Source organism: Microbispora amethystogenes (genome assembly GCF_016863015.1).
GTDB classification, from domain to species: Bacteria; Actinomycetota; Actinomycetes; order Streptosporangiales; family Streptosporangiaceae; genus Microbispora; species Microbispora amethystogenes.
In genome coordinates this window covers 45,769-64,363 of sequence record NZ_BOOB01000003.1, presented here as the reverse complement: position 1 = coordinate 64,363, position 18,595 = coordinate 45,769, and the positions used below count along the sequence as shown (strand labels likewise).

18 protein-coding genes are annotated in these 18,595 nt (G+C 73.2%); 3 read left to right on the top strand and 15 right to left on the bottom strand.

Going from position 1 to position 18,595, the window contains the following annotated elements; all coding sequences use genetic code 11:
* Positions 1-31 precede the first annotated feature (31 nt).
* The 7 genes from Mam01_RS01490 to uraD all read right to left on the bottom strand — a co-directional run bounded on the left by Mam01_RS01490 (position 32) and on the right by uraD (position 5,913).
* Positions 32-1,189, bottom strand: coding sequence for a glycerate kinase (locus tag Mam01_RS01490; protein ID WP_204283545.1), 1,158 nt, complete (start codon positions 1,187-1,189; stop codon positions 32-34).
* A gap of 70 nt (positions 1,190-1,259) precedes the next feature.
* Positions 1,260-2,627 (bottom strand): 8-oxoguanine deaminase, encoded by a 1,368-nt coding sequence (locus tag Mam01_RS01485; protein ID WP_239100950.1) that lies wholly within the window; start codon positions 2,625-2,627, stop codon positions 1,260-1,262.
* A 167-nt stretch (positions 2,628-2,794) separates the two neighbouring features.
* Positions 2,795-3,319 carry a (2Fe-2S)-binding protein gene (locus Mam01_RS01480; protein WP_204283544.1) on the bottom strand — a complete coding sequence of 175 codons (525 nt, stop codon included), beginning with the start codon at positions 3,317-3,319 and terminating at the stop codon, positions 2,795-2,797.
* A complete protein-coding gene (locus Mam01_RS01475) occupies positions 3,316-4,224 on the bottom strand; it encodes an FAD binding domain-containing protein (RefSeq protein ID WP_204283542.1) in 909 nt (302 codons plus the stop codon). Before Mam01_RS01475 ends, Mam01_RS01480 begins: the two co-directional genes overlap by 4 nt.
* Before the next feature lie 2 nt (positions 4,225-4,226).
* Complete coding sequence (gene pucL, locus Mam01_RS01470) at positions 4,227-5,093, bottom strand: factor-independent urate hydroxylase (protein WP_204283540.1); 867 nt, start codon at positions 5,091-5,093, stop codon at positions 4,227-4,229.
* 2 nt (positions 5,094-5,095) lie between these two features.
* Positions 5,096-5,443 carry a hydroxyisourate hydrolase gene (uraH, locus tag Mam01_RS01465; protein WP_204283538.1) on the bottom strand — a complete coding sequence of 116 codons (348 nt, stop codon included), beginning with the start codon at positions 5,441-5,443 and terminating at the stop codon, positions 5,096-5,098.
* Complete coding sequence (gene uraD, locus Mam01_RS01460; RefSeq protein ID WP_204283536.1) at positions 5,440-5,913, bottom strand: 2-oxo-4-hydroxy-4-carboxy-5-ureidoimidazoline decarboxylase; 474 nt, start codon at positions 5,911-5,913, stop codon at positions 5,440-5,442. The genes uraH and uraD overlap by 4 nt, the downstream gene beginning before the upstream one ends.
* Before the next feature lie 289 nt (positions 5,914-6,202).
* Between uraD and Mam01_RS01455 the strand changes: the two genes are divergently transcribed.
* Entirely contained in the window at positions 6,203-7,042 is an 840-nt protein-coding gene (locus Mam01_RS01455) for a deoxyribonuclease IV (protein WP_204283534.1), read from the top strand.
* 424 nt (positions 7,043-7,466) lie between these two features.
* On the opposite strand, the gene Mam01_RS01450 is transcribed toward Mam01_RS01455, so the two are convergent.
* Positions 7,467-7,961: a hypothetical protein gene (locus Mam01_RS01450; protein WP_204283532.1), complete on the bottom strand. Its 495-nt coding sequence runs from the start codon at positions 7,959-7,961 to the stop codon at positions 7,467-7,469.
* Between the two features lie 220 nt (positions 7,962-8,181).
* Entirely contained in the window at positions 8,182-8,910 is a 729-nt protein-coding gene (locus Mam01_RS01445; protein WP_204283530.1) for a LytR/AlgR family response regulator transcription factor, read from the bottom strand.
* 223 nt (positions 8,911-9,133) lie between these two features.
* Here Mam01_RS01445 and Mam01_RS01440 point away from each other — a divergent pair, with 223 nt between their 5' ends.
* Positions 9,134-10,540 (top strand): sensor histidine kinase, encoded by a 1,407-nt coding sequence (locus tag Mam01_RS01440; protein WP_204283527.1) that lies wholly within the window; start codon positions 9,134-9,136, stop codon positions 10,538-10,540.
* 19 nt (positions 10,541-10,559) lie between these two features.
* Here Mam01_RS01440 and Mam01_RS01435 read toward each other — a convergent pair whose 3' ends face one another.
* On the bottom strand, positions 10,560-11,738 hold the full coding sequence (locus Mam01_RS01435) for a sensor histidine kinase (RefSeq protein WP_239100949.1): 1,179 nt from the start codon (positions 11,736-11,738) through the stop codon (positions 10,560-10,562).
* Positions 11,739-11,765: 27 nt separating this feature from the next.
* Positions 11,766-12,386, bottom strand: a complete 621-nt coding sequence (locus tag Mam01_RS01430) for a sulfite oxidase-like oxidoreductase (protein WP_150933006.1) — start codon at positions 12,384-12,386, stop codon at positions 11,766-11,768.
* Between the two features lie 356 nt (positions 12,387-12,742).
* On the opposite strand from Mam01_RS01430, the gene aroF reads away from it, so the two are divergent.
* A complete protein-coding gene (gene aroF, locus Mam01_RS01425; protein ID WP_204283525.1) occupies positions 12,743-13,798 on the top strand; it encodes a 3-deoxy-7-phosphoheptulonate synthase in 1,056 nt (351 codons plus the stop codon).
* Positions 13,799-13,844: 46 nt separating this feature from the next.
* Here aroF and thiI read toward each other — a convergent pair whose 3' ends face one another.
* The 4 genes from thiI to Mam01_RS01405 all read right to left on the bottom strand — a co-directional run bounded on the left by thiI (position 13,845) and on the right by Mam01_RS01405 (position 18,558).
* Entirely contained in the window at positions 13,845-15,041 is a 1,197-nt protein-coding gene (gene thiI, locus Mam01_RS01420) for a tRNA uracil 4-sulfurtransferase ThiI (protein ID WP_204283523.1), read from the bottom strand.
* Between the two features lie 140 nt (positions 15,042-15,181).
* Positions 15,182-15,832, bottom strand: a complete 651-nt coding sequence (locus Mam01_RS01415; RefSeq protein ID WP_204283941.1) for a response regulator — start codon at positions 15,830-15,832, stop codon at positions 15,182-15,184.
* A gap of 235 nt (positions 15,833-16,067) precedes the next feature.
* Entirely contained in the window at positions 16,068-17,333 is a 1,266-nt protein-coding gene (gene macS / locus Mam01_RS01410; RefSeq protein WP_239100948.1) for a MacS family sensor histidine kinase, read from the bottom strand.
* Positions 17,334-17,532: 199 nt separating this feature from the next.
* The gene (locus Mam01_RS01405; RefSeq protein ID WP_117409215.1) at positions 17,533-18,558 is read right to left on the bottom strand and encodes a 6-phosphofructokinase; all 1,026 of its coding nucleotides are present in this window, start codon (positions 18,556-18,558) and stop codon (positions 17,533-17,535) included.
* Positions 18,559-18,595 lie beyond the last annotated feature (37 nt).

Here is an 18,595-nt window from a genome sequence, read left to right as displayed (position 1 = left end):
GGCGTCAGCCGGCATGGTCCCGCGCCGGCGTCTACCTCCTGGTGAGGTGCTCGGCCGCGATCCGGCGGGCCAGCCGTTCGAGCAGCGGCCCGGCCTCGGCCACGCACCTCGCGACGTCGGGCTCGATGTCGGTCAGCGCGTACGCCGCCTCGATCCCCGCCTTCTTCAGTTCGTCGTCGCCCACCGTGCGGCGGCCGCAGACGGCCACGACCGGCACGCCGTGACCGGCCGCCGCCGCGGCCACGCCAACGGGCGCCTTGCCGCGCAGGGTCTGCTCGTCGATCGCGCCCTCACCCGTGATCACCAGCCGGGCGCCCGCCACGTGCCGGTCGAAGTCCACCAGGTCGAGCAGGTAGCCGATGCCCGGCCGGATCTCGGCGCCGAGGAAGACCAGCGCGCCGAAGCCGACCCCGCCGGCCGCACCCGCCCCCTCCCGCCCGGCCACGCCCATCGCTCCGACGGGGCCGTCGTGCTCGGCCGCGCCCGGCAGGCCGTGGGTGTGCGCGGCGACGGCCGCGAGCCGGGCCAGCCCGGCCTCCAGCACGGCGACGTCGCCCGGGCTCGCGCCCTTCTGCGGGCCGTACACCGCCGCCGCGCCGTACGGGCCGAGCAGCGGGTTGTCCACGTCGCTCGCGACCACGACCTCGAACCCGCGCAGCCGGTCGGAGGCGTCGATCGTGTGCAGGTCGCGCAGCGCCGCCCCGCCGGGCGGAAGCTCGTTCCCCCCGGCGTCGAGCAGCCGTACGCCGAGGGCCTGGGCCATGCCCGCGCCGCCGTCGGTGCAGGCGCTGCCGCCGAGGCCGAGCACGATCCGCGCCGCGCCGTGCCGTACGGCGTGGGCGATCAGTTCACCGGTGCCACGGCTGGTGGCGGTGAGGGGGGCGAGGCCTCGCTGGAGCCGCCGCAGGCCGGACGCCTCGGCCAGCTCGATCACCGCGACCCGGCCGCCCGGCTCGTCCCGCACCGCGTAGGCCGCCGGGACCGGCGTGCCGTCCGGGCCGGTCACCTCCGTCTCGACCCGGGTGAACCCGCTCGCCACGACCGCGTCGACCGTGCCGTCCCCTCCGTCGGCGACGGGCAGCGGCACGACGGGGACGTCGCCCAGCCCGGCGGCCACGTGCGCGGCCACCTCCGGAGAGGTGAGCGACCCCCGGAACTTGTCCGGCGCGATGACGACGTGCCCTGTCATGCCGTGTGCCCTGCCGTGTGCCCTGTCATGCCTGGCCCTTCGATCGACCTTCGTCCCGTCCCGAAACGTTTCAGACATGATCCCCGGTGCGCAAGCGGCGGTGCGCGTCGGCCCCCGCCCGTGCGGCGGCATCGCCCGGCACGGTGCGCAGTTCGCCGCCGTCCACCACGGTCCGGCCGCCGACCAGCAGCCGGGCGAGCGGCGGGGTGGCGCCGTAGGCGAACGCGACGACGGGGTCGTCGATCGCGGCGTGGAAGCCGCCGAGCCGCCACAGCGCGACGTCGGCGAGCTTGCCGGGCTCCAGCGAGCCGATCTCGGCCTCCCGGCCGAGGCAGCGGGCGCCGCCCAGGGTGGCCGTCTCCAGGGCCTGGCGGGCGGTGAGCGCGCGCGGGCCGTACCTCGCCCGCTGCATGAGCATGGCCATGCGGATCTCCCCGGCCAGCGGGGTCATCTCGCTGGAGGCGGCGCCGTCGACGCCGAGCCCGACCGGCGCGCCCGCCGCCAGCAGGTCGCTGATCCGCGCGATGCCGGCGCCGAGACGGCCGTTGGAGGACGGGCAGTGCGCGACCCCGGTGCCGGTCTCGGCGAAGCGCCGCACGTCCTTGTCGGTGAGGTGCACGCAGTGGGCCAGCCACACGTCGGGGCCGAGCCAGCCGAGCCGGTCGAGGTAGTCGACCGGAAGCACGCCGAACTGCTCCACGCAGTGCTCGTCCTCGTCCGCCGTCTCCGCGCCGTGCGTGTGCAGCCGTACGCCGAGGGAGCGGGCGAGCTCCGCCGAGCGGGTCATGAGCTCGCCGCTGACCGAGAACGGCGAGCAGGGGGCGACGGCGACGCGCAGCATCGACCCGAAGGACGGGTCATGATATTTCCGGACCGCTTCCTCGGTCGCCCCGAGAATCTCGTCGATGTCCTCCACGACCTCGTCCGGCGGCAGCCCGCCGCGCGAGGCGCCCCGGTCCATGGACCCCCGGCAGGGATGGAAGCGCAGCCCGACCGCGCGGGCGGCCTCGATCTCCGCCTCGAACAGGTCGCCCCGGCCCTTGGGGAAGATGTAGTGATGGTCGGACGAGGTCGTGCAGCCCGACAGGGCGAGCCAGGCCAGCCCGGCCGTCGCGGCGCCCGACACCACCTCGGCGTCCATCCGCGCCCACAGCCGGTAGCTCGCGACCAGCCATTCGAACAGGGTGCCGTCGGGCGTCACGCCCTGGGCCGCCCACTGGTAGAGGTGATGGTGGGTGTTGACCAGGCCCGGGGTGGCCAGGCAGCCGGACCCGTCGATCCGCTCGGCCTCCTCCGGCACGTACGGCGCGGGGCCGGGGCCGATCGCGGCGATCCGGTCGCCCTCGATCACGAGGTGGCCGGAGGGGATCTCCTCCCCCCTGACGGGCACGATGTGGGCGTTCTCGACGACCACTCGCCGTGGTGCGGGATCACGCAACGAAGACTCCCTGGTCGGGCGGGCGGCTTGCTGGACGATCACGGGGCCGGCCGTTCCGCGTGCGGCCGACGGCCCGCTCACGGCGGTCGCCGGAGACGGCCGACGGCGCGTTCACGGCGGTGGCCGGAGGCGGGCGGCGGCCGGTCCGCGTGCGGCCGAGGGCGCGGTCACGGCGGCGGGCCGAGGCGGGTCGCGGCGAGGCGGACCGCGTCGAGGATCTTCTCGTATCCGGTGCAGCGGCACAGGTTGCCGGCCAGCGCCTCCCGGATGTCGGCGTCCGACGGCACGCCGTCCGCCTCGGCCAGCAGCGCGTGGGCCTGGACGACGAGACCGGGCGTGCAGAAGCCGCACTGCACCGCCCCGGCGTCGAGGAACGCCCGCTGCACCTCGTGCAGCCCCTCCCCGGAGACGTCGCCGTGCGCGGGTCCGGCGCCGGGGAGCGGGGCGTCGCCGCGGGACAGGCCCTCGACCGTGACGACCTCGCGGCCCTCCGCCTGGCCGGCGGCGACCAGGCACGCGCAGACCGGCGTGCCGTCGAGGTAGACCGTGCAGGATCCGCACTCTCCCTGCTCGCAGGCGTTCTTGGCCCCCGGGAGGCCGAGCCGCTCCCGCAGGACGTACAGCAGGCTCTCGCCCTCCCACACGTCGTCGGCCGCCGTCGCACGGCCGTTCACGGTGAGGTTCACCCTCATTGGCTCCCCCTGTCGTCACCGCCGCCGGAGCCGGCGCTGGAATCGGCGCCGGTGCCGGCCCTGAAGTCGGCCCAGGCCCAGCCGAGCGCGCGGCGGGCCAGCACGGCCAGCGCGTGCGTGCGGTAGGCGGCGCGGCCGCGTACGTCGTCGATCGGGGCCGCGGCGCCGGCGACGAGTTCGCCGAAGCGGCCGGCCACATCGGGGTCGAGCGGCGAGCGCCCCCGCCAGTCGAGCCGCGCGGCCGCGAACTCCTCGGCGGCGACGGCCCGGCGGGGCGTCGGGGCGGCCGAGCCGACGCCGGTGCCCACCCGCCGCTCCGCCGCGTGCAGGGCGATCGAGAACGAGCACACCGCGATCACCATGGCGTTCCTGGTGCCGATCTTGGAGAAGTACTGCGGCCCGCGCGCCACCGGGACGCGCACGGCGCGGATCAGTTCGTCGGGCGCCAGCGCGTTGCGCTTGACCCCGGTGTAGAACTCACCGATCGGGATCAGCCGGGCGCCGCGCACCGACTCGGCCTCCACGACCGCGTCGCAGGCCAGCAGCGGCGGATGGCTGTCGCCCGCGGGCGAGGCCGCGCCGAGGTTGCCCGCGACCGTGCCCCGGTTGCGGATCTGCGGCGACCCGACCGTGCGGGACGCCTGGGCCAGGCCGGGCAGGCGCGCCTCCAGTTCCCCGATCAGCCGGGAGTAGGTCACCCCGGCGCCGAGGCGGATCACGTCCCCCTCTCGCGACCACTCCCGCAGTTCCGGGATCGGGGTGAGGTCGAGCAGGGCGGCGGGGCGGCCCTTGTCGAGGTTGATCTCCACCATGACGTCGGTGCCGCCCTGGATCGGGGTGGCCTCGGGGCGTGCCGCCTTGAGGTCCAGGGCCTCGGCCCAGGTGCGCGGGCGCAGGAAGTCCATGGCTACTCCCACGCCGGGCCGGCGTCGGGCGCGTCCTCGCGCAGCACGGTCCCCTCGATCAGCCCGTACGGCCGGTCGGCGGCGAAGAAGACCTCCCCGTCGTTGGGCAGCCCGAAGGGCGCGAGGTCGACCAGGAAGTGGTGCCTGTTCGGCAGCGACAGCCGCACCTCGCAGACCCCCGGGCACTCGGCCAGCACGCGCGTGCCCATGGCGTACAACGTCTGCTGCAGGGACAGGCTGTAGGTGTCGGCGAAGGCCGCGAGCAGGGCCGCCCGGGCCTTCTCGTAGCTCTTGTCCCAGTCCTGAGGGGCTTCCGCGTCCGCGTGCCGCCATGACACGTCGACGGCGGTGGCGAGGACGCGGTCGCGGGTCTCCGGCAGCGTCGTGTACTCGTCCTTCGCGAACCCCCAGAACTCGGAGTTGGTCGTGTTGAGCACGACGAGGTCGCGCAGCCCGGAGACCACCCACGACCGGGTCCCGTCGTGCTGCGCCACGCAGGTGCGCACCTCCCGTCCGGAGCGGACGAACGAGTGCCCGAACGCGCCGTTGCGCTCCCAGGCGTGCTCCTCGACGGCGACCCTGGCGTGGTGGATCGCGGGCTGGGAGTCCACGAAGTGCCGCGCCAGCAGCAGCGCGAAGTCCTCGATCGCCCCGACGCCGTGCTTCTTGGCGAACGCGAAAACGGTGTTCTTCTGCGAGTCGGTGGGCAGGACGGCGGAGTTGTCCCCGCTCAGGTGCACCTCGGCCATGTCGCCCGACAACGCGGTGCTCACCGTGAGGTCCTTGATCCGGTGGGCGTCGCCGTGCCGGGTCACCCGTACGACCCTCGTCTCGGCCTTGCCATACCTGTTGGGTCCCAGAACGGCCACGGCTAGCTCCCCCGGTAGGTCGAGTAGGCGAAGGGGCTCAGCAGCAGCGGCACGTGGTAGTGCCCGCCGGGCTCCCGGACGGCGAACACCACGCTGACCTCGGGGAAGAACGCGTCCTCCCCCAGATAGGCGGCGGTGTCGAAGACGAGCCGGTAGGTGCCGGGACGCGGGTCGAGCGCCGGGTCCCACTCCCGGCCGAGCGGGCTCCACTCCCGGATGCGGCCGTCCCCGTCGGTGCGGCCCTCCGCGACCGGCACGAAGCCGTGCGCGGCGCGCCGCGAGAGCCGTACGGGCACGTCCTCGGCGGGTGTCCCGGCGGCGGTGTCGAGCACGTGCGTCGAGAGGCTCACGGGCCCTCCCAGAGCTTGGCCAGCCGCAACGAGACGATCTTCGACAGCTCCTCCCTGACGACCCCGCGCTCGGTCTCCTCGTCGTTGCCGAGCCGGCCGCGCAGCAGCGCCAGCAGGTCGTCGGCGTCCCGGCCGCTCGCGCAGACCAGGTAGACGTGGCCGAACCGGCTCTCGTAGGCGGCGTTGCCCTCGCGGAGCGCGTCGAGCACGTCCCGGCCGGCGTCGGCGGCTCCGGACTGCTCCGACCGCGACCACGCCGCCTCCCGTCCGGCGCCACCGGGCCGCTCGCCGATGCGGGGGTGCGCCGCCAGCGCCTCCAGCACGTCGTCCCAGGCCAGGGCGGCGAGCGCCGGCCCGCTCGCGCGGCGCAGCCCGTCGAGGTCGCGGTACGGCCCGCGCGCGGCCACCTCCTCCACCCATCGGGCGGAGGCGCAGCAGGACCGCAGGTCCTCCCGGCTCAGTTCGCGCATGCCCGTCAGTCAACCGCCGGGCCCGCGGCGGGGTCCAGCGGCGCGAGGTCCGAACCGCGTGCCCTGCTCCGGGGGCCGCTTTGTACGTTGTGACAAAGGGGGCCGGCACACGGGGCGGCACGGGGCGGCACGGGGCGGCGCAGGGCGGCACGGGGCGGCACGGGGCGGCGCAGGGCCGCACAGGGCCGCACAGGACAACCGCGGTGCGGCCACAGGTGCGGCCACGGGTGCGGCCACGGGTGCGGCCACGGGGAGCGGTCACGGGGGCCGCGACTAACCTGGAGGCATCATGACTCCAAGTAACCTCATCGGCGGTCACGTCTTCGTCGCGGGCGGCCTGGCCAAGGGCGGGCTGAAGTACGCGTCGGAGATCGGCGCGGAGATGATCCAGGTCTTCGTCACGAATCCGCGCGGCTGGGCGCTCAGCGCGGGCGACCCCGCCGAGGACGCGAAACTGCGCGAGTCGGGCGTGCCGGTCTTCCTGCACGCCGCCTATCTCGTGAACTGCGGGTCGCCGACGCCGGCGACCCTGGAGAACTCGATCGCGGTGATCCGCCACACGCTGCGCCGGGGCGCCGAGACCGGCGCGCGAGGGGTGGTCGTGCACACCGGCTCCGCCGTCAGCCAGTCGCGCGAGGACGCGATGCGCCAGATCCACGAGCACCTGCTGCCGGTGCTGGACGAACTGCCCGGAGACGGCCCCGACCTGCTGCTCGAACCGATGGCGGGGCAGGGCCGGATGCTGTGCGCCACGGTCCAGGACCTCGGGCCCTACCTGGAGGCGCTCGACCACCATCCGAAGGCGGGCGTGTGCCTGGACACCTGTCACGCCTTCGCGGCGGGGCACGACCTGGCCGCGCCGGGCGGCGTTAAGGAGATGATGGACGCCCTGCACGAGGTCGCCCCGGGCCGGCTGAGGCTGGTCCACGCCAACGACTCCAAGGACCCGTGCGGGTCCAAGAGGGACCGGCACGAGAACATCGGGGCCGGGCACATCGGCGCGCAGGCGTTCGCCGATCTCATGCGGCACCCGGCGGCCGCCGGCGTGCCGTTCTGCATCGAGACCCCCGGCAAGGTGGAAAAGCACCGCGAGGACATCGACCTGCTGAAGAAGCTCCGCAGCGGCTGAGCGGCGCCTGGTCCACGGAGGCTCGCGGCCGCCGGCGCCGCATGTCGTGGCCGGTCAGGGGCGTTCGCGGCGATCCGGCGCCCCCGTATGGCCGGATCGCCGCGTCCCCCCGGTAACGCGCGGGCGGGGCCCTTCCCCCCCGAGTAGGGCCCCGCTTGGTAACCACCTGATGACAATCGGCTCACTTTGTGATTACCCCGCGTGTCTTGCGACGAGCGAAACACTACGAGGTGTAATCGGGTGGCCGGATGGCCCTTCGGACGAGCGGTCCCTAGTTAGCGCCATGCGGCCCGTCCTCACACGACGAGCGGACCCCCGTGAGCGACAAACGGTCGCTCCGGACCCCGTCGCGGCGGCCCTGGCCTCGGACGACCCGTCACGCCTTCACCGGACCGGGCCTTCCTCTCCCGAGGCGCCGAGCAGGTCAGTAGCTCCAGTCGTCGTTCTTCTCGTGGCGCTCCTTCTCGCGGACCGGGCGCTCCTTCACGACGGTGTCCCTGACGACTTCCGGCACGACCAGGGTCGTGGGCCGCTCGTTCACCGGAGCGCGGTTCACGTGATTGAAGTTCCGGTCGTTGTTGTCGCGGTTGTTGAAGAACTGGTTGTTGGCCCACCAGCTGTTGTTGAACCAGGCGTTGTCGCGGCTCGTCTTGTCCTGGAATCCGAGGGCGACGCCCTTGGCGACGATTCCGAAGCCGGAGTGGTCGTTGACGCCGTCCTTCCACAGGCCCTGGTTCCAGAAGTTCTGGTTGTTCCACCAGTTGTTGTTGTCGTTGTTCCACCGGTTGTCGTTGATGTTCTCGTTTCCGTCGGCGAACGGGGCGGTCGTGGCACCCGCGGCGGCGGCGAGAGCGAGCGATCCGCCGGTGAGAGCGGTTCCCAGGGCCAGCCCGGCAAGAATCCTCGTGAAAGCAGGCATTGCGCGTCCTCCTCGACAGGATTTTCATTGCGCCAGATCGGCGAGCAAATCACCCCGAAGTATTCACGGCCGCTTCGGGGCCACCTTCTCGCGGTTTCTTGATTGCCTGCGACGTCGCACCACAAACGAGGAGTTGATGCGCTTTATCTAGCCTTATCTTAATATGACACGCATCAGACCATCAATACCACTTATGTTGTGGTATGTCCGATTTGAGAAGTCAGGGGCGGAACTGCCGGACGAGTTGCTCACGCACCTGCCGGGTCAGCCTGCGGCTCACCGGCAGCGTCTCCCCGCCCACCTGGAGGACCACCCGCCCGGCGTCGAAGCGCAACTCGCTCACGTGCCTGGCGTTGACGAGCGTGCTGCGATGGGCCCTGACGAACCCCGACCCCGCCCAGCGCCGCTCCAGCGCCGCGAGGGACATCCGTACGAGGTAGACGGCCTCGGCGGTGTGCAGGCGGACGTAGTCGCCGTGCGCCTCGGCGTAGCACACGTCCTGCCGGGCGACGAACTTCGTGCGGCCGGCCAGCTCGACGGGGATCGTCTCCAAATCCTCGTCCGCGCCGGGGGGCGCCACGGCGGCCGACAGGCGGCGCACGGCCTCCGCCAGGCGTTCGGGGCGCACGGGCTTGAGCAGGTAGTCGACGGCCTCCAGCTCGAACGCCTGCACGGCGCAGTCGTGGGCGCTGACGAAGACCAGCTTCGGCGGCGTGGGGAACCCGCCGATGAGCCGGGCCAGGTCGAGGCCGTCGAGCCCCGGCATGCGCACGTCGAGGAACACCCCGTCGAGACGCTCGCCGTCGGCGATCATCTGGACCATGTCGCGGAGGGCGGCCCCGCTGTCGGTGGCCGTGCTCACGTGCTCCACCCGGGCGTCCTGGCGCAACAGAAAGGCGAGCTCGGACAGGGCGGGGACCTCGTCGTCCACCGCGAGGACACGCAGCATGGCGTCCACCGTGCCGTGCGCCCGCCTTCCCGCGCAAGGGGTGACCGGACGGTAGGTGACGATCCCGATACGCTGAGGCGTCACCACCGCCCGCCCGGAAAGCCCAGGTCAAGCCCAGGAATGCGTTAGGGGGCATCTGTTCCCATTTGTCCTTTTATCGGCCTATCCGTCCCACACGGCTGCCTACGATGGCGAAAGAAGTCAGGCCGAGCAAGGAAGGTCGATGGGCATCAGGCGGGGCGCCCTCCCTCTTCCCCGTTCCGGCTCCATCCGGGCACGGGTGACGCTGACGGTGGCGGCGCTGTCCGTCCTCCTCGTCGGCGTCATCGCAGCCGGGCTGTGCCTGCTGATCCGTGCCCGGGTCGAGACCGAGATCTTCAACGAGACGCGCCGCGTCGCGAGCGAATGGATCGGCTCCATTCGGCGCGGCCACATACCGCCGCCGGATCCGACGGCGCGCGTCCCCCTCGTTCAGCTCACCGACTCGCGCGGCCGGGTCGTGCTGGCCGGCCCCATGGCCGGCGGGCGGCCGCTGAGCGCCGTCCGGCCCGCCAGCGACGACCGCTTCCAGGACGTGACCGAGTGCTCCGGCGACCGGTGCGTCATGCTCACCGCCGCCCGGGTCCCGTCGTTGCAGGCGATGGAGATCTGGCGGGGCGAGCCCCACTACGTCTACGCCGGAACGGACCAGCCGCCCGCCATCCGCGGGCACCGGCTGGAGCTCCTCGTCGGCTCCAGCGGGGCGCTGCTGGCCGGGCTGTGGACGTGGACGACCTGGCGGGCGGCGGGCCGCATCCTGCGGCCGATCACGGTGATCGGGCAGCGGATCTCGGAGATCACCGCCCACGACCTGTCCCTGCGGGTGCCGCAGCCTCCCGGCCGGGACGAGATCGCCCGGCTCGCCCGCACCGCGAACCAGACGCTCGACCGGCTCGAATCGGCGGTCACGCAGCAGCGGCACTTCGCCGCCGTGGTCTCGCACGAGCTGAAGTCGCCGCTCACCGGGCTCCGCACCGGACTGGAGGAGGCGCTGCTCTACCCGGAGATCGACGCGCGCGAGGCGATCGCCAGGTCCCTGCCGGTCGCCGAGCGCCTGCAGCAGATCATCGACGAACTGCTGGCCTTCGCCCGGCTCCGCAACGCCCCCTGCGTGTCCGAGCCGGTCGACCTCGGGGCTCTCGTACGCGCCGAGGTGGCGGCGCGCGGCGGAGAGGTCCCGGTGCACGCCAGGACCGAGCCCGGCCTTCGGGTCCTCGGCAGCCGCGTCCAGCTCGCCAGCGTCGTCACGAATCTGCTGGTGAACGCGCAGCGGCACGCGATCTCCAAGGTGGACGTGACCGCGGAGCCCGTCGGCGGCCAGGCGCTGGTCACAGTGCTGGACGACGGCGACGGCGTCGCCGAGGAGGACCGCGAGCGGGTGTTCGAGCCCTTCGTCCGCCTCGACGCGGCGCGGCGCCTCGACCCCGGTGGCAGCGGACTCGGCCTGGCCCTCTGCCGGGCGATCGCGGTCGCCCACAAGGGCAGCCTCCGCATCGAGGAGTCCCCGCGCGGCGCGCGGTTCGTCCTGAGGTTGCCGCTCCTCCCCGCCGTCTCCCCCGGCCGGGAAGCGCCGGACAGCACGGTCGCGTGACGACGACGGCGGCGGCCGATCAGGGCCGGGCCGGGCTCGCACCGGGACGGGTGCGGGGCCGGGTCTTGGGGATCCGCAGCCGGATGCGGGTCCCCTTGCCCGGCGCGGTCTCGACGACCAGGCCGTAACCCGGGCCGTAGATGTGCCGCATGCGCACGTCGACGTTGCTCAGCCCGATGCCGGTCCGCTGCTCCCGCAGCGCGGCGTGCAGCTGCTCGGGATTCATCCCGACGCCGTCGTCCTCGACCCAGATGTGCGCCTCCGACCCGGCGTCCCTGATCACGACCCGCACCTCCCCCGGCATGCCGTGCTTGATCGCGTTCTCGACCAGGGGCTGCAGGCACAGGAACGGCACGTCGACCCGCAGCACCTCGGGAGCGACCTGGACGGTGAACCGCAGCCGGTCGCCGAACCTCGCCTGTTCCAGCAGCAGGTAACGGTCCACGCAGGTCAGCTCGTCGGCGAGGGTGGTGAAGTCGGCCGCCCGGCGCAGTGCGTACCGGATGAAGTCGGCGAAGTCGAGCAGCAGTTCGCGGGCGCGCTCCGGATCGGTCCGGACGAACGAGGCGATGGTGGTCAGCGAGTTGTAGACGAAATGGGGGGATATCTGGGCTCGCAGGGCGCGCGCCTCCGCCTCCAGCGTGCGCCTGCGCGAGGCGTCGAGCTCGGCGAGTTCGAGCTGGCCCGACAGCCAGCGGCCCACCTCGGTCGCGGTGCGCACCAGCGCCGTGCTCACCCGCGCGTCGTAGGCCGCCAGGGCCCCGACCACCCGGCCCTCCACGGCCAGGGGGACGACCACCCCGCGCCGGCCGCCGCCGCGGAACGCCGGGACGACGCGCGGCCTGCCCCCGGCCGTCGCCGCCCGCACCTCGGCGAGGACCGCCTCGTCCCCCGGCACGTCCGCGCCGTCCCTGGCCAGCACCCGGTCGGGCGCCGCCACGACAAGCCCGGAGGTGCCCAGCAGCGTCCGCAGGTGCCGTACGGCGTGGCGGGCGGAGGCCCGGGTGAGCCCGGCGGCGCGCAGCGAGCGCGCGGCCAGACCGGCGGCGCGCAGGGCGCGGAACGCCGCCTCACCCGGCCCTTCGTCCCGCTCCCGACCCTCTCCCGGCGGCGGCCCGCTACGCGGCAGGGCGCGGCCGAGCACGCCGCCGCAGACTCCGCAGAGCGCGCACAGCGTGACCCACACGGCTGTCGACACGCCGGACACCGTAGCCCTTCGGCGGCCTCACGGCGGGCCCTCGCCCGGCTCCTCCTGGTATGAGTAGCGCTGCTCTTTCCAGGGGTCGGCCACGTTGTGGTAGCCGCGCTCCTCCCAGAAACCACGCCGGTCCTCGGTCAGGTATTCGATGGCACGCACCCATTTCACGCTCTTCCACGCGTACAGGTGCGGCACGACGAGCCGGACGGGGAAGCCGCGCTCGGCCGACAGCGGCTTCTCGTCGAGGTGCGTGGCGAACAGCGTCGTCGGGCGGTCGAAGTCGGTCAGGCGGAGGTTCGCGCTGTAGCCGTACTCCGCCCAGATCATCACGTGCCGTACGCCCGGCCCCGGCGGGACGCGGGCGAGCAGGGCCGAGGCGGGAAAGCCGCCCCACTCGTTCCCCATGATCGAGAACTTGGTGACGCAGTGGAAGTCGGACACCATGGTCGTGTGGGGCAGCGAGGAGAACTCCTCCCACGAGAACTCGTGGATCTGACCGGTGGCCGTCTCGCCGAACACCTGGAAACGCCACGTCTCCGGGCGGAACGCCGGCACCCTGCCGTAGTGGACGACGGGCCGTCCGCGTGGGACGTACTGGCCCGGGGGCAGTCGCTTCTCCTCCTCAGGTGTCTCCGGCACGCAGGCCATCCTGCCACCCGCCGGAAAGACGGCCCGCACCGGATCCCGGGCGCGCGGCCTCCCCTGCGGCCACGCTCGCCGGGAGCCCGCCGGGAGCCGTACGGAACACGCCCGGGACGGGAGAGGTCGACGCGAGCGTCGGGATGTGCGCTATATTGCGTCACATGCGTACCGCTTGGTCGTTTTGGTATGGCGACGGACCCGTGAGGACCGATCGCCTCCAAGCGCTGCGCTGACAGCCAAGGAGAACGAAGGCCCCGGGTCCCACGGACCCGGGGCCTTCGTCGTTTTCCGGACCGGCACCATCCAGCCGCACCATCCGTTAGCACCGTCCGTTCGGACCGAATCGAGCACGAGGAGACACCATGGTCATCGTCATGACCCCCGAGGCCACCCAGGACGACATCGAGGTGATCACCGACCTCATCGCCGCCGCGGGAGGAGAGGCGTTCGCGAGCCGCGGCGTGAACCGCACGATCATCGGCCTCATCGGCGACGTCGAGCAGTTCGCCACGCTCAACCTGCGCGCCATGCCGGGTGTCGCGGACGTCGTGCGGGTCTCCACGCCGTACAAGCTGGTGAGCCGGGAGAACCATCCCGACCGCTCCACGGTGACCGTGCGCGGCGTGCCCATCGGGCCCGACACCGTGACGCTGATCGCGGGCCCGTGCGCGGTGGAGACAACACAGCAGACCCTGGAGGCCGCGCTGATGGCCAAGGCGGCGGGCGCGACGCTGCTGCGCGGCGGTGCCTTCAAGCCGCGCACCTCGCCGTACGCCTTCCAGGGGCTGGGCGAGGCGGGCCTGCGCATCCTGGCCGACGTGCGCGAGCAGACCGGGCTGCCGATCGTCACCGAGGTCGTGGACGCCCACGACGTGGCGCTCGTGGCGTCGTACGCCGACATGCTCCAGGTCGGCACCCGCAACGCGCAGAACTTCGCGCTGCTGCAGGCCGTGGGCGCCGCCGGGAAGCCGGTCATGCTCAAGCGCGGCATGACCGCGACCATCGAGGAGTGGCTGATGGCGGCCGAGTACGTCGCCCAGCGGGGCAACTTGGACATCGTCCTGTGCGAGCGGGGAATCCGAACCTACGAGCCCGCCACCCGCAACACCCTGGACATCTCCGCGGTCCCGGTCGTCCAGCGGCTGTCGCACCTGCCGGTGATCGTCGACCCGTCGCACTCCGGCGGCCGGCGCGACCTCGTCCTTCCGCTGACCCGGGCGGCCGTCGCGGTGGGGGCCGACGGCGTGATCATCGACGTGCACCCGCACCCCGAGCAGGCGCTCTGCGACGGCCCGCAGGCCCTGGTCGACGGCGACCTGGACCGGCTCGCGGCGATCATGCGCGACTTCCCCCCGCTGGTCGGCCGTACCGCAGCCACCAGCGGGGGAGCCGCGGCCGCCGCTCCCGCTCTGGCCTGACCTCGCCGGGTCCGGTACGGCCCGCGGCACGCGGGCCGTACCGGGCTCAGACCTCCAGCTTGTACGGCTGGATGGAGTCGGCGAGCTGGGAGGCGAGGTCCTCGGCGTCCAGGCGCCGCTCGATCAGCTTGAGGTCCTCGATCTTCGCGCGGGTCTCGGCCTGCCGGGACGACAGGAGCGTGCAGCAGTCCTCGTCGGGCAGTTCGGAGATCTGCAGCGTGCCGATCCTGCGCGCCTCGGCCATGATCTCGGTCTTGTCCAGGCCGATCAGCGGACGCATGATCGGCATGTCCACGGCGTGGTCCTGCGCGGTGATGTTGGTGAGGGTCTGCGAGGACACCTGCCCGAGGCTGTCACCGGTGACCAGCGCCTCGGCGTGGATGCGGTGGGCGACCTCCTCAGCCGTCTTCAACATCAGCCGCCGCTGGGCGATCACCGCGAGCCGGTCCTGCCCCGAGTTCCTGATCGACTGCTGCGCCTTGCCGAACGGCACCACCCACAGCCGCGACTTGCCCTGGAACCTGTCCAGGTTGCGCACCAGCGCGTACGCCTTGTAGATCGACTCGGAGGTGGTGAACGGGATGCCGGAGAAGTGCAGGAAGTCGACCCGCAGGCCGCGCCGCATCATCCGGTAGGCCGCGACCGGCGAGTCGATGCCTCCGGACAGCAGCACGAGCCCCCGCCCGCTGGAGCCGACCGGCAGCCCGCCCTGGCCCGGCCGTCCGTCGGTGAACAGGAACGCCTCGTCCTTGTCCACCTCGATGTGCACGGTGAGCTCCGGGCGGCTCAGGTCCACCGGCAGGCCGAAGGTGTCGTTGATCGCACCGCCGACCAGGTGGTCGAGCTCGTTGGAGCGCAACGGGAACCGCTTGTCTCGGCGGCGCGAACGCACCGCGAAGCGCGCCAGGCGGGCGACCTCGTCGCTGTCCCTGATCAGCTCGATGCCGGCCTTGGTGATCGTGTCCGGGTCCTTCGGGACCCGCCAGGCGAGGTGGACCAGCACGATGCCGGGCACGTCGGACACGCGGGCCGCCACCGCCTCGGCCACCTCGACCTCGGTGCCGGGCGGCAGGAACAGGGCGATCACGCCGTGCCGCTGACGGATGTCGACGCGGTGGTCCTTGAGCGCGTGCTTGATGTTGGCCCGCAGGCGCATCTCGAAGATCTCGCGGTTCCGGCCTTTCAGGACCACCTCGCCTAACTTGAGCAGCACACAGGGCTCTCCCAGGGCGGTCATGGTCATGGGTGGAAACCTCCGGACGGACAGGGACGGCCGCGGCGCCGGGGTGAGGCGCGGCCGGGGAAGGGTTCGCTGCTGGAAGACAACGCGTCGCCCACGTGGGGGCTTCCCACTGTAACGCCGCCGCCGAGCGGCGCACTCCCTCAGTCGAGGTCGGCCAGGCCCTTCTCGATGGCGTAGCGGACCAGCTCGACCCGGTTGTGAAGCTGGAGCTTGCTCAGCGTGTTCTGCACGTGGTTCTGCACCGTGCGGTGCGACAGCACCAGGCGCTCGGCGATCTGCCGGTACGACAGGCCCTTGGCGACCATGCGCAGCACCTCTGTCTCCCGCTCGGTCAGCCGGGGGCCGTCCTCCTGATCCTCCTCCTGGGCGCCGGGCTGCCGGTGCGCGAGCCTGCGGTACTCCCCCAGGACGAGCCCGGCCAGGCCGGGGGTGAACACCGCGTCGCCCTCGGCGGTCCGCCGGACCGCGTCGAGGAACTCCTCCCGGCCGGCCGACTTCACCAGATATCCGGAGGCGCCCGCCTTGACCGCCTCCAGCACGTCGGCCTCCTCCGCGCTGGCCGACAGGACGAGCACGCGCGGCGGCGCCGACGACGCGCCCAGGCCGCGGGCCACCTCCACGCCCGGCAGGTCGGGCAGGCGCAGGTCGAGCACCACCACCTCCGGCCGGACCGCCGCCGCCACCCGCAGCGCCTGCCGGCCCTCGCCCGTCTCGGCGACCACCTCGTATCCGGCCTCGGTCAGGTCGCGGGCGACCGCCTCCCGCCACATCGGGTGATCGTCGACCACCATGACCCGCACCGGGGGCCGCCCGGCCCCCTCGCCTCCGGCCACACTCACGCCCTGCTCCACGGCCTTCCTCCGCCCTCACCACGTCCACGGCCTGTCCGCCGCCCTTCACGCCCGCCCGCACGCTCCGCCCGGCCCGCGTCCAGCGACCGTTCCCGCCAGGACGCACGCTCCGCCCTCACCAGGTCCAGGCCCGTCCCGGCCGCCCGCTCCCTCCGCCCGGGGACCGAGATCGCCCTCACTCCCCCGCCGGGACGGACAGCTCGATCTCCGTCCCCGACGGCGAGGAGGTGATGGCCGCCGTGCCGCCGAGGTCGGTCACGCGTCCCCGGATCGAGCGGGCGACGCCCATGCGTCCCTCGCGGGCCGCCTGCTCCAGCCGCCCGTCGGGGATGCCCGGCCCGTCGTCGCGGATGGTGACGACCACCGCGTCGTCGTCCTCCTCCGCGAGTATCCACGCCCGGGTGCCCTCCGGGCAGTGCCGTACGACGTTGTCGAGGGCCGCCCCGACGGCCGCCGCCATCTCCCGGGCGGTCGCGGCGGGCAGCGGCAGCGGCGTCGCGGGCGCGGACACGGTCACCCGGGCCGTGCCGTACGGCCGCAGCAGGTCGCGCAGGTCGGCGTACGGCTCGGCCTCGGCCCCGGACTCCGCGCCCGGGCGGCTGGGCAGGCCGGGGCGACGGAGCCGGCCGGGGCGACGGAGCCGGCCGGGGCGGCGCTCCGCACGCGTCCCGCGCGCCGCGAACGCCGGTCGCAGGCGTCCGCGCAGGCCAGTGGGGGCGAGATCCGGCGCCCGCGTGATGGGCGGGGCCTGCACCAGCGCCCGCAGCGCCGCCTCCTGCTCCCCCGCGAGCCTGCCGAGCTCGGCCGCCTCGCCGCCGATCTCCGCACCCCGGCGCTGCACGAGGGCGAGCACCTGGAGCACCGAATCGTGGATGCCGCGCGCCAGGCGCTCCCGCTCCCGGCCCGCGGCCTCCATCAGCACGGCGCGCCGCATGCGCTCCTCCGCCTCCCGCGCGAGCCGGGCGACGTGCCCGACGACCACTCCGGCCAGGAACAGCAGCACCGCGCCGTTCACCTGCAGCGAGGCGAGCTCGACCCCGCTCCCGCTGCGCAGCCACAGGTCGGCCGCCGACACGACCGCGGCGGCGGCCGCGCCCGCGCGGCGTCCTCCGGCCACGCCGTACGCGAGGACCGGCCCGGCCACCCAGGTCGCCGTCAGCGGCATCACCCCGGCCGCCGCGTCGGCGGGGCCCTGCGCGTACGGCGTGGCCAGCAGGCAGGCGACCGTGACGAGCAGGTCGGCGGCCAGCAGCGGCACGCGCCGGGCGGCGGGATACAGGGCGAGCGTGGCGGCCGTCCAGACGGCCATCACCCCGATGACCGACCAGGACACGACCGGACGCGCGTACCCTCCCGCCCCCAGCACGAACAGCACCGCGTACGCGAGCGACGCGACGCGGTAGACCGCGATCGCCCGCCAGAACGGTCCCTCGATGCCCATCGCGCGGCGCCCTCTCGTGACTGAGCCGGGAGGACCGGCCCCTCCGCTCACATACTGGGCGATCCCGGCCGGCGATCCGGCGGGTTCCGGCCTCTCATGCGTACGGCTCCCGCGCAGCGACGCGGGAGCCGTACGGACGGACGGTGGACGACCGCCGGAGCGGGCCGTCGCGGATCGGCGGGCCGGCCGATCGGTGGGATCAGCCGAAGAAGACCTCGGCCTCCGAGTAGCGGGAGGCGGGGACCGTCTTGAGCTCGGAGGTCGCCTCGTCGAGCCCGGCGCGGACGATGTCGGTGCCGCGCAGCGCGACCATCTTGCCGAAGTCGCCGTCGTGCACGGCGTCGATCGCACCGAGGCCGAAGCGGGTCGCGAGCACCCGGTCGTAGGCGGTCGGAGTGCCGCCGCGCTGGATGTGGCCGAGGACCGTGGTGCGGGCCTCCTTGCCGGTGCGCTTCTCGATCTCCTTGGCCAGGAGCTCGCCGATGCCGCCGAGACGCACGTGGCCGAACGCGTCGAGCTCGCCGGCCTGGAGCGCCATCTGGCCCTCCATGGGGTGGGCGCCCTCGGCGACGACGATGATCGGCGAGTAGCGGGTCTTGAACCGCGACTCGACGTAGGAGCAGACCTTGTCGATGTCGAACGGCTTCTCCGGGATGAGGATCACGTTGGCGCCGGCGGCCATGCCCGCGTGCAGCGCGATCCAGCCCGCGTGGCGGCCCATGACCTCGCAGATCAGCGCGCGGTGGTGGGACTCGGCGGTGGTGTGGAGCCGGTCGATGGCCTCCATCGCGATGTTCACCGCGGTGTCGAAGCCGAAGGTGTAGTCGGTCGCGTTGAGGTCGTTGTCGATCGTCTTGGGCACGCCGACGACCTTGACGTCACGGTCGAACAGCTGCTTGGCGACGCCGAGGGTGTCCTCGCCGCCGATCGCGATGAGCGCGTCGACGCCCTGCGCGGCCAGGTTCTCCTTGATCCGCTCGACACCGCCCTCGATCTTGATCGGGTTGGTGCGGGAGGACCCGAGGATCGTGCCGCCACGCGGCAGGATCCCGCGGACGGCCTGGATGTCGAGCGGCATGGTGTCGCCCTCAAGGGGCCCACGCCAGCCGTCGCGGAATCCGACGAACTCGTGCCCGTACACGCCGATCCCCTTGCGGACGACGGCGCGGATCACCGCGTTCAGACCGGGGCAGTCGCCGCCGCCGGTCAGGACTCCAATACGCATGACGGGTATTCCTCCATCTTGGATACGCGGAATGGCG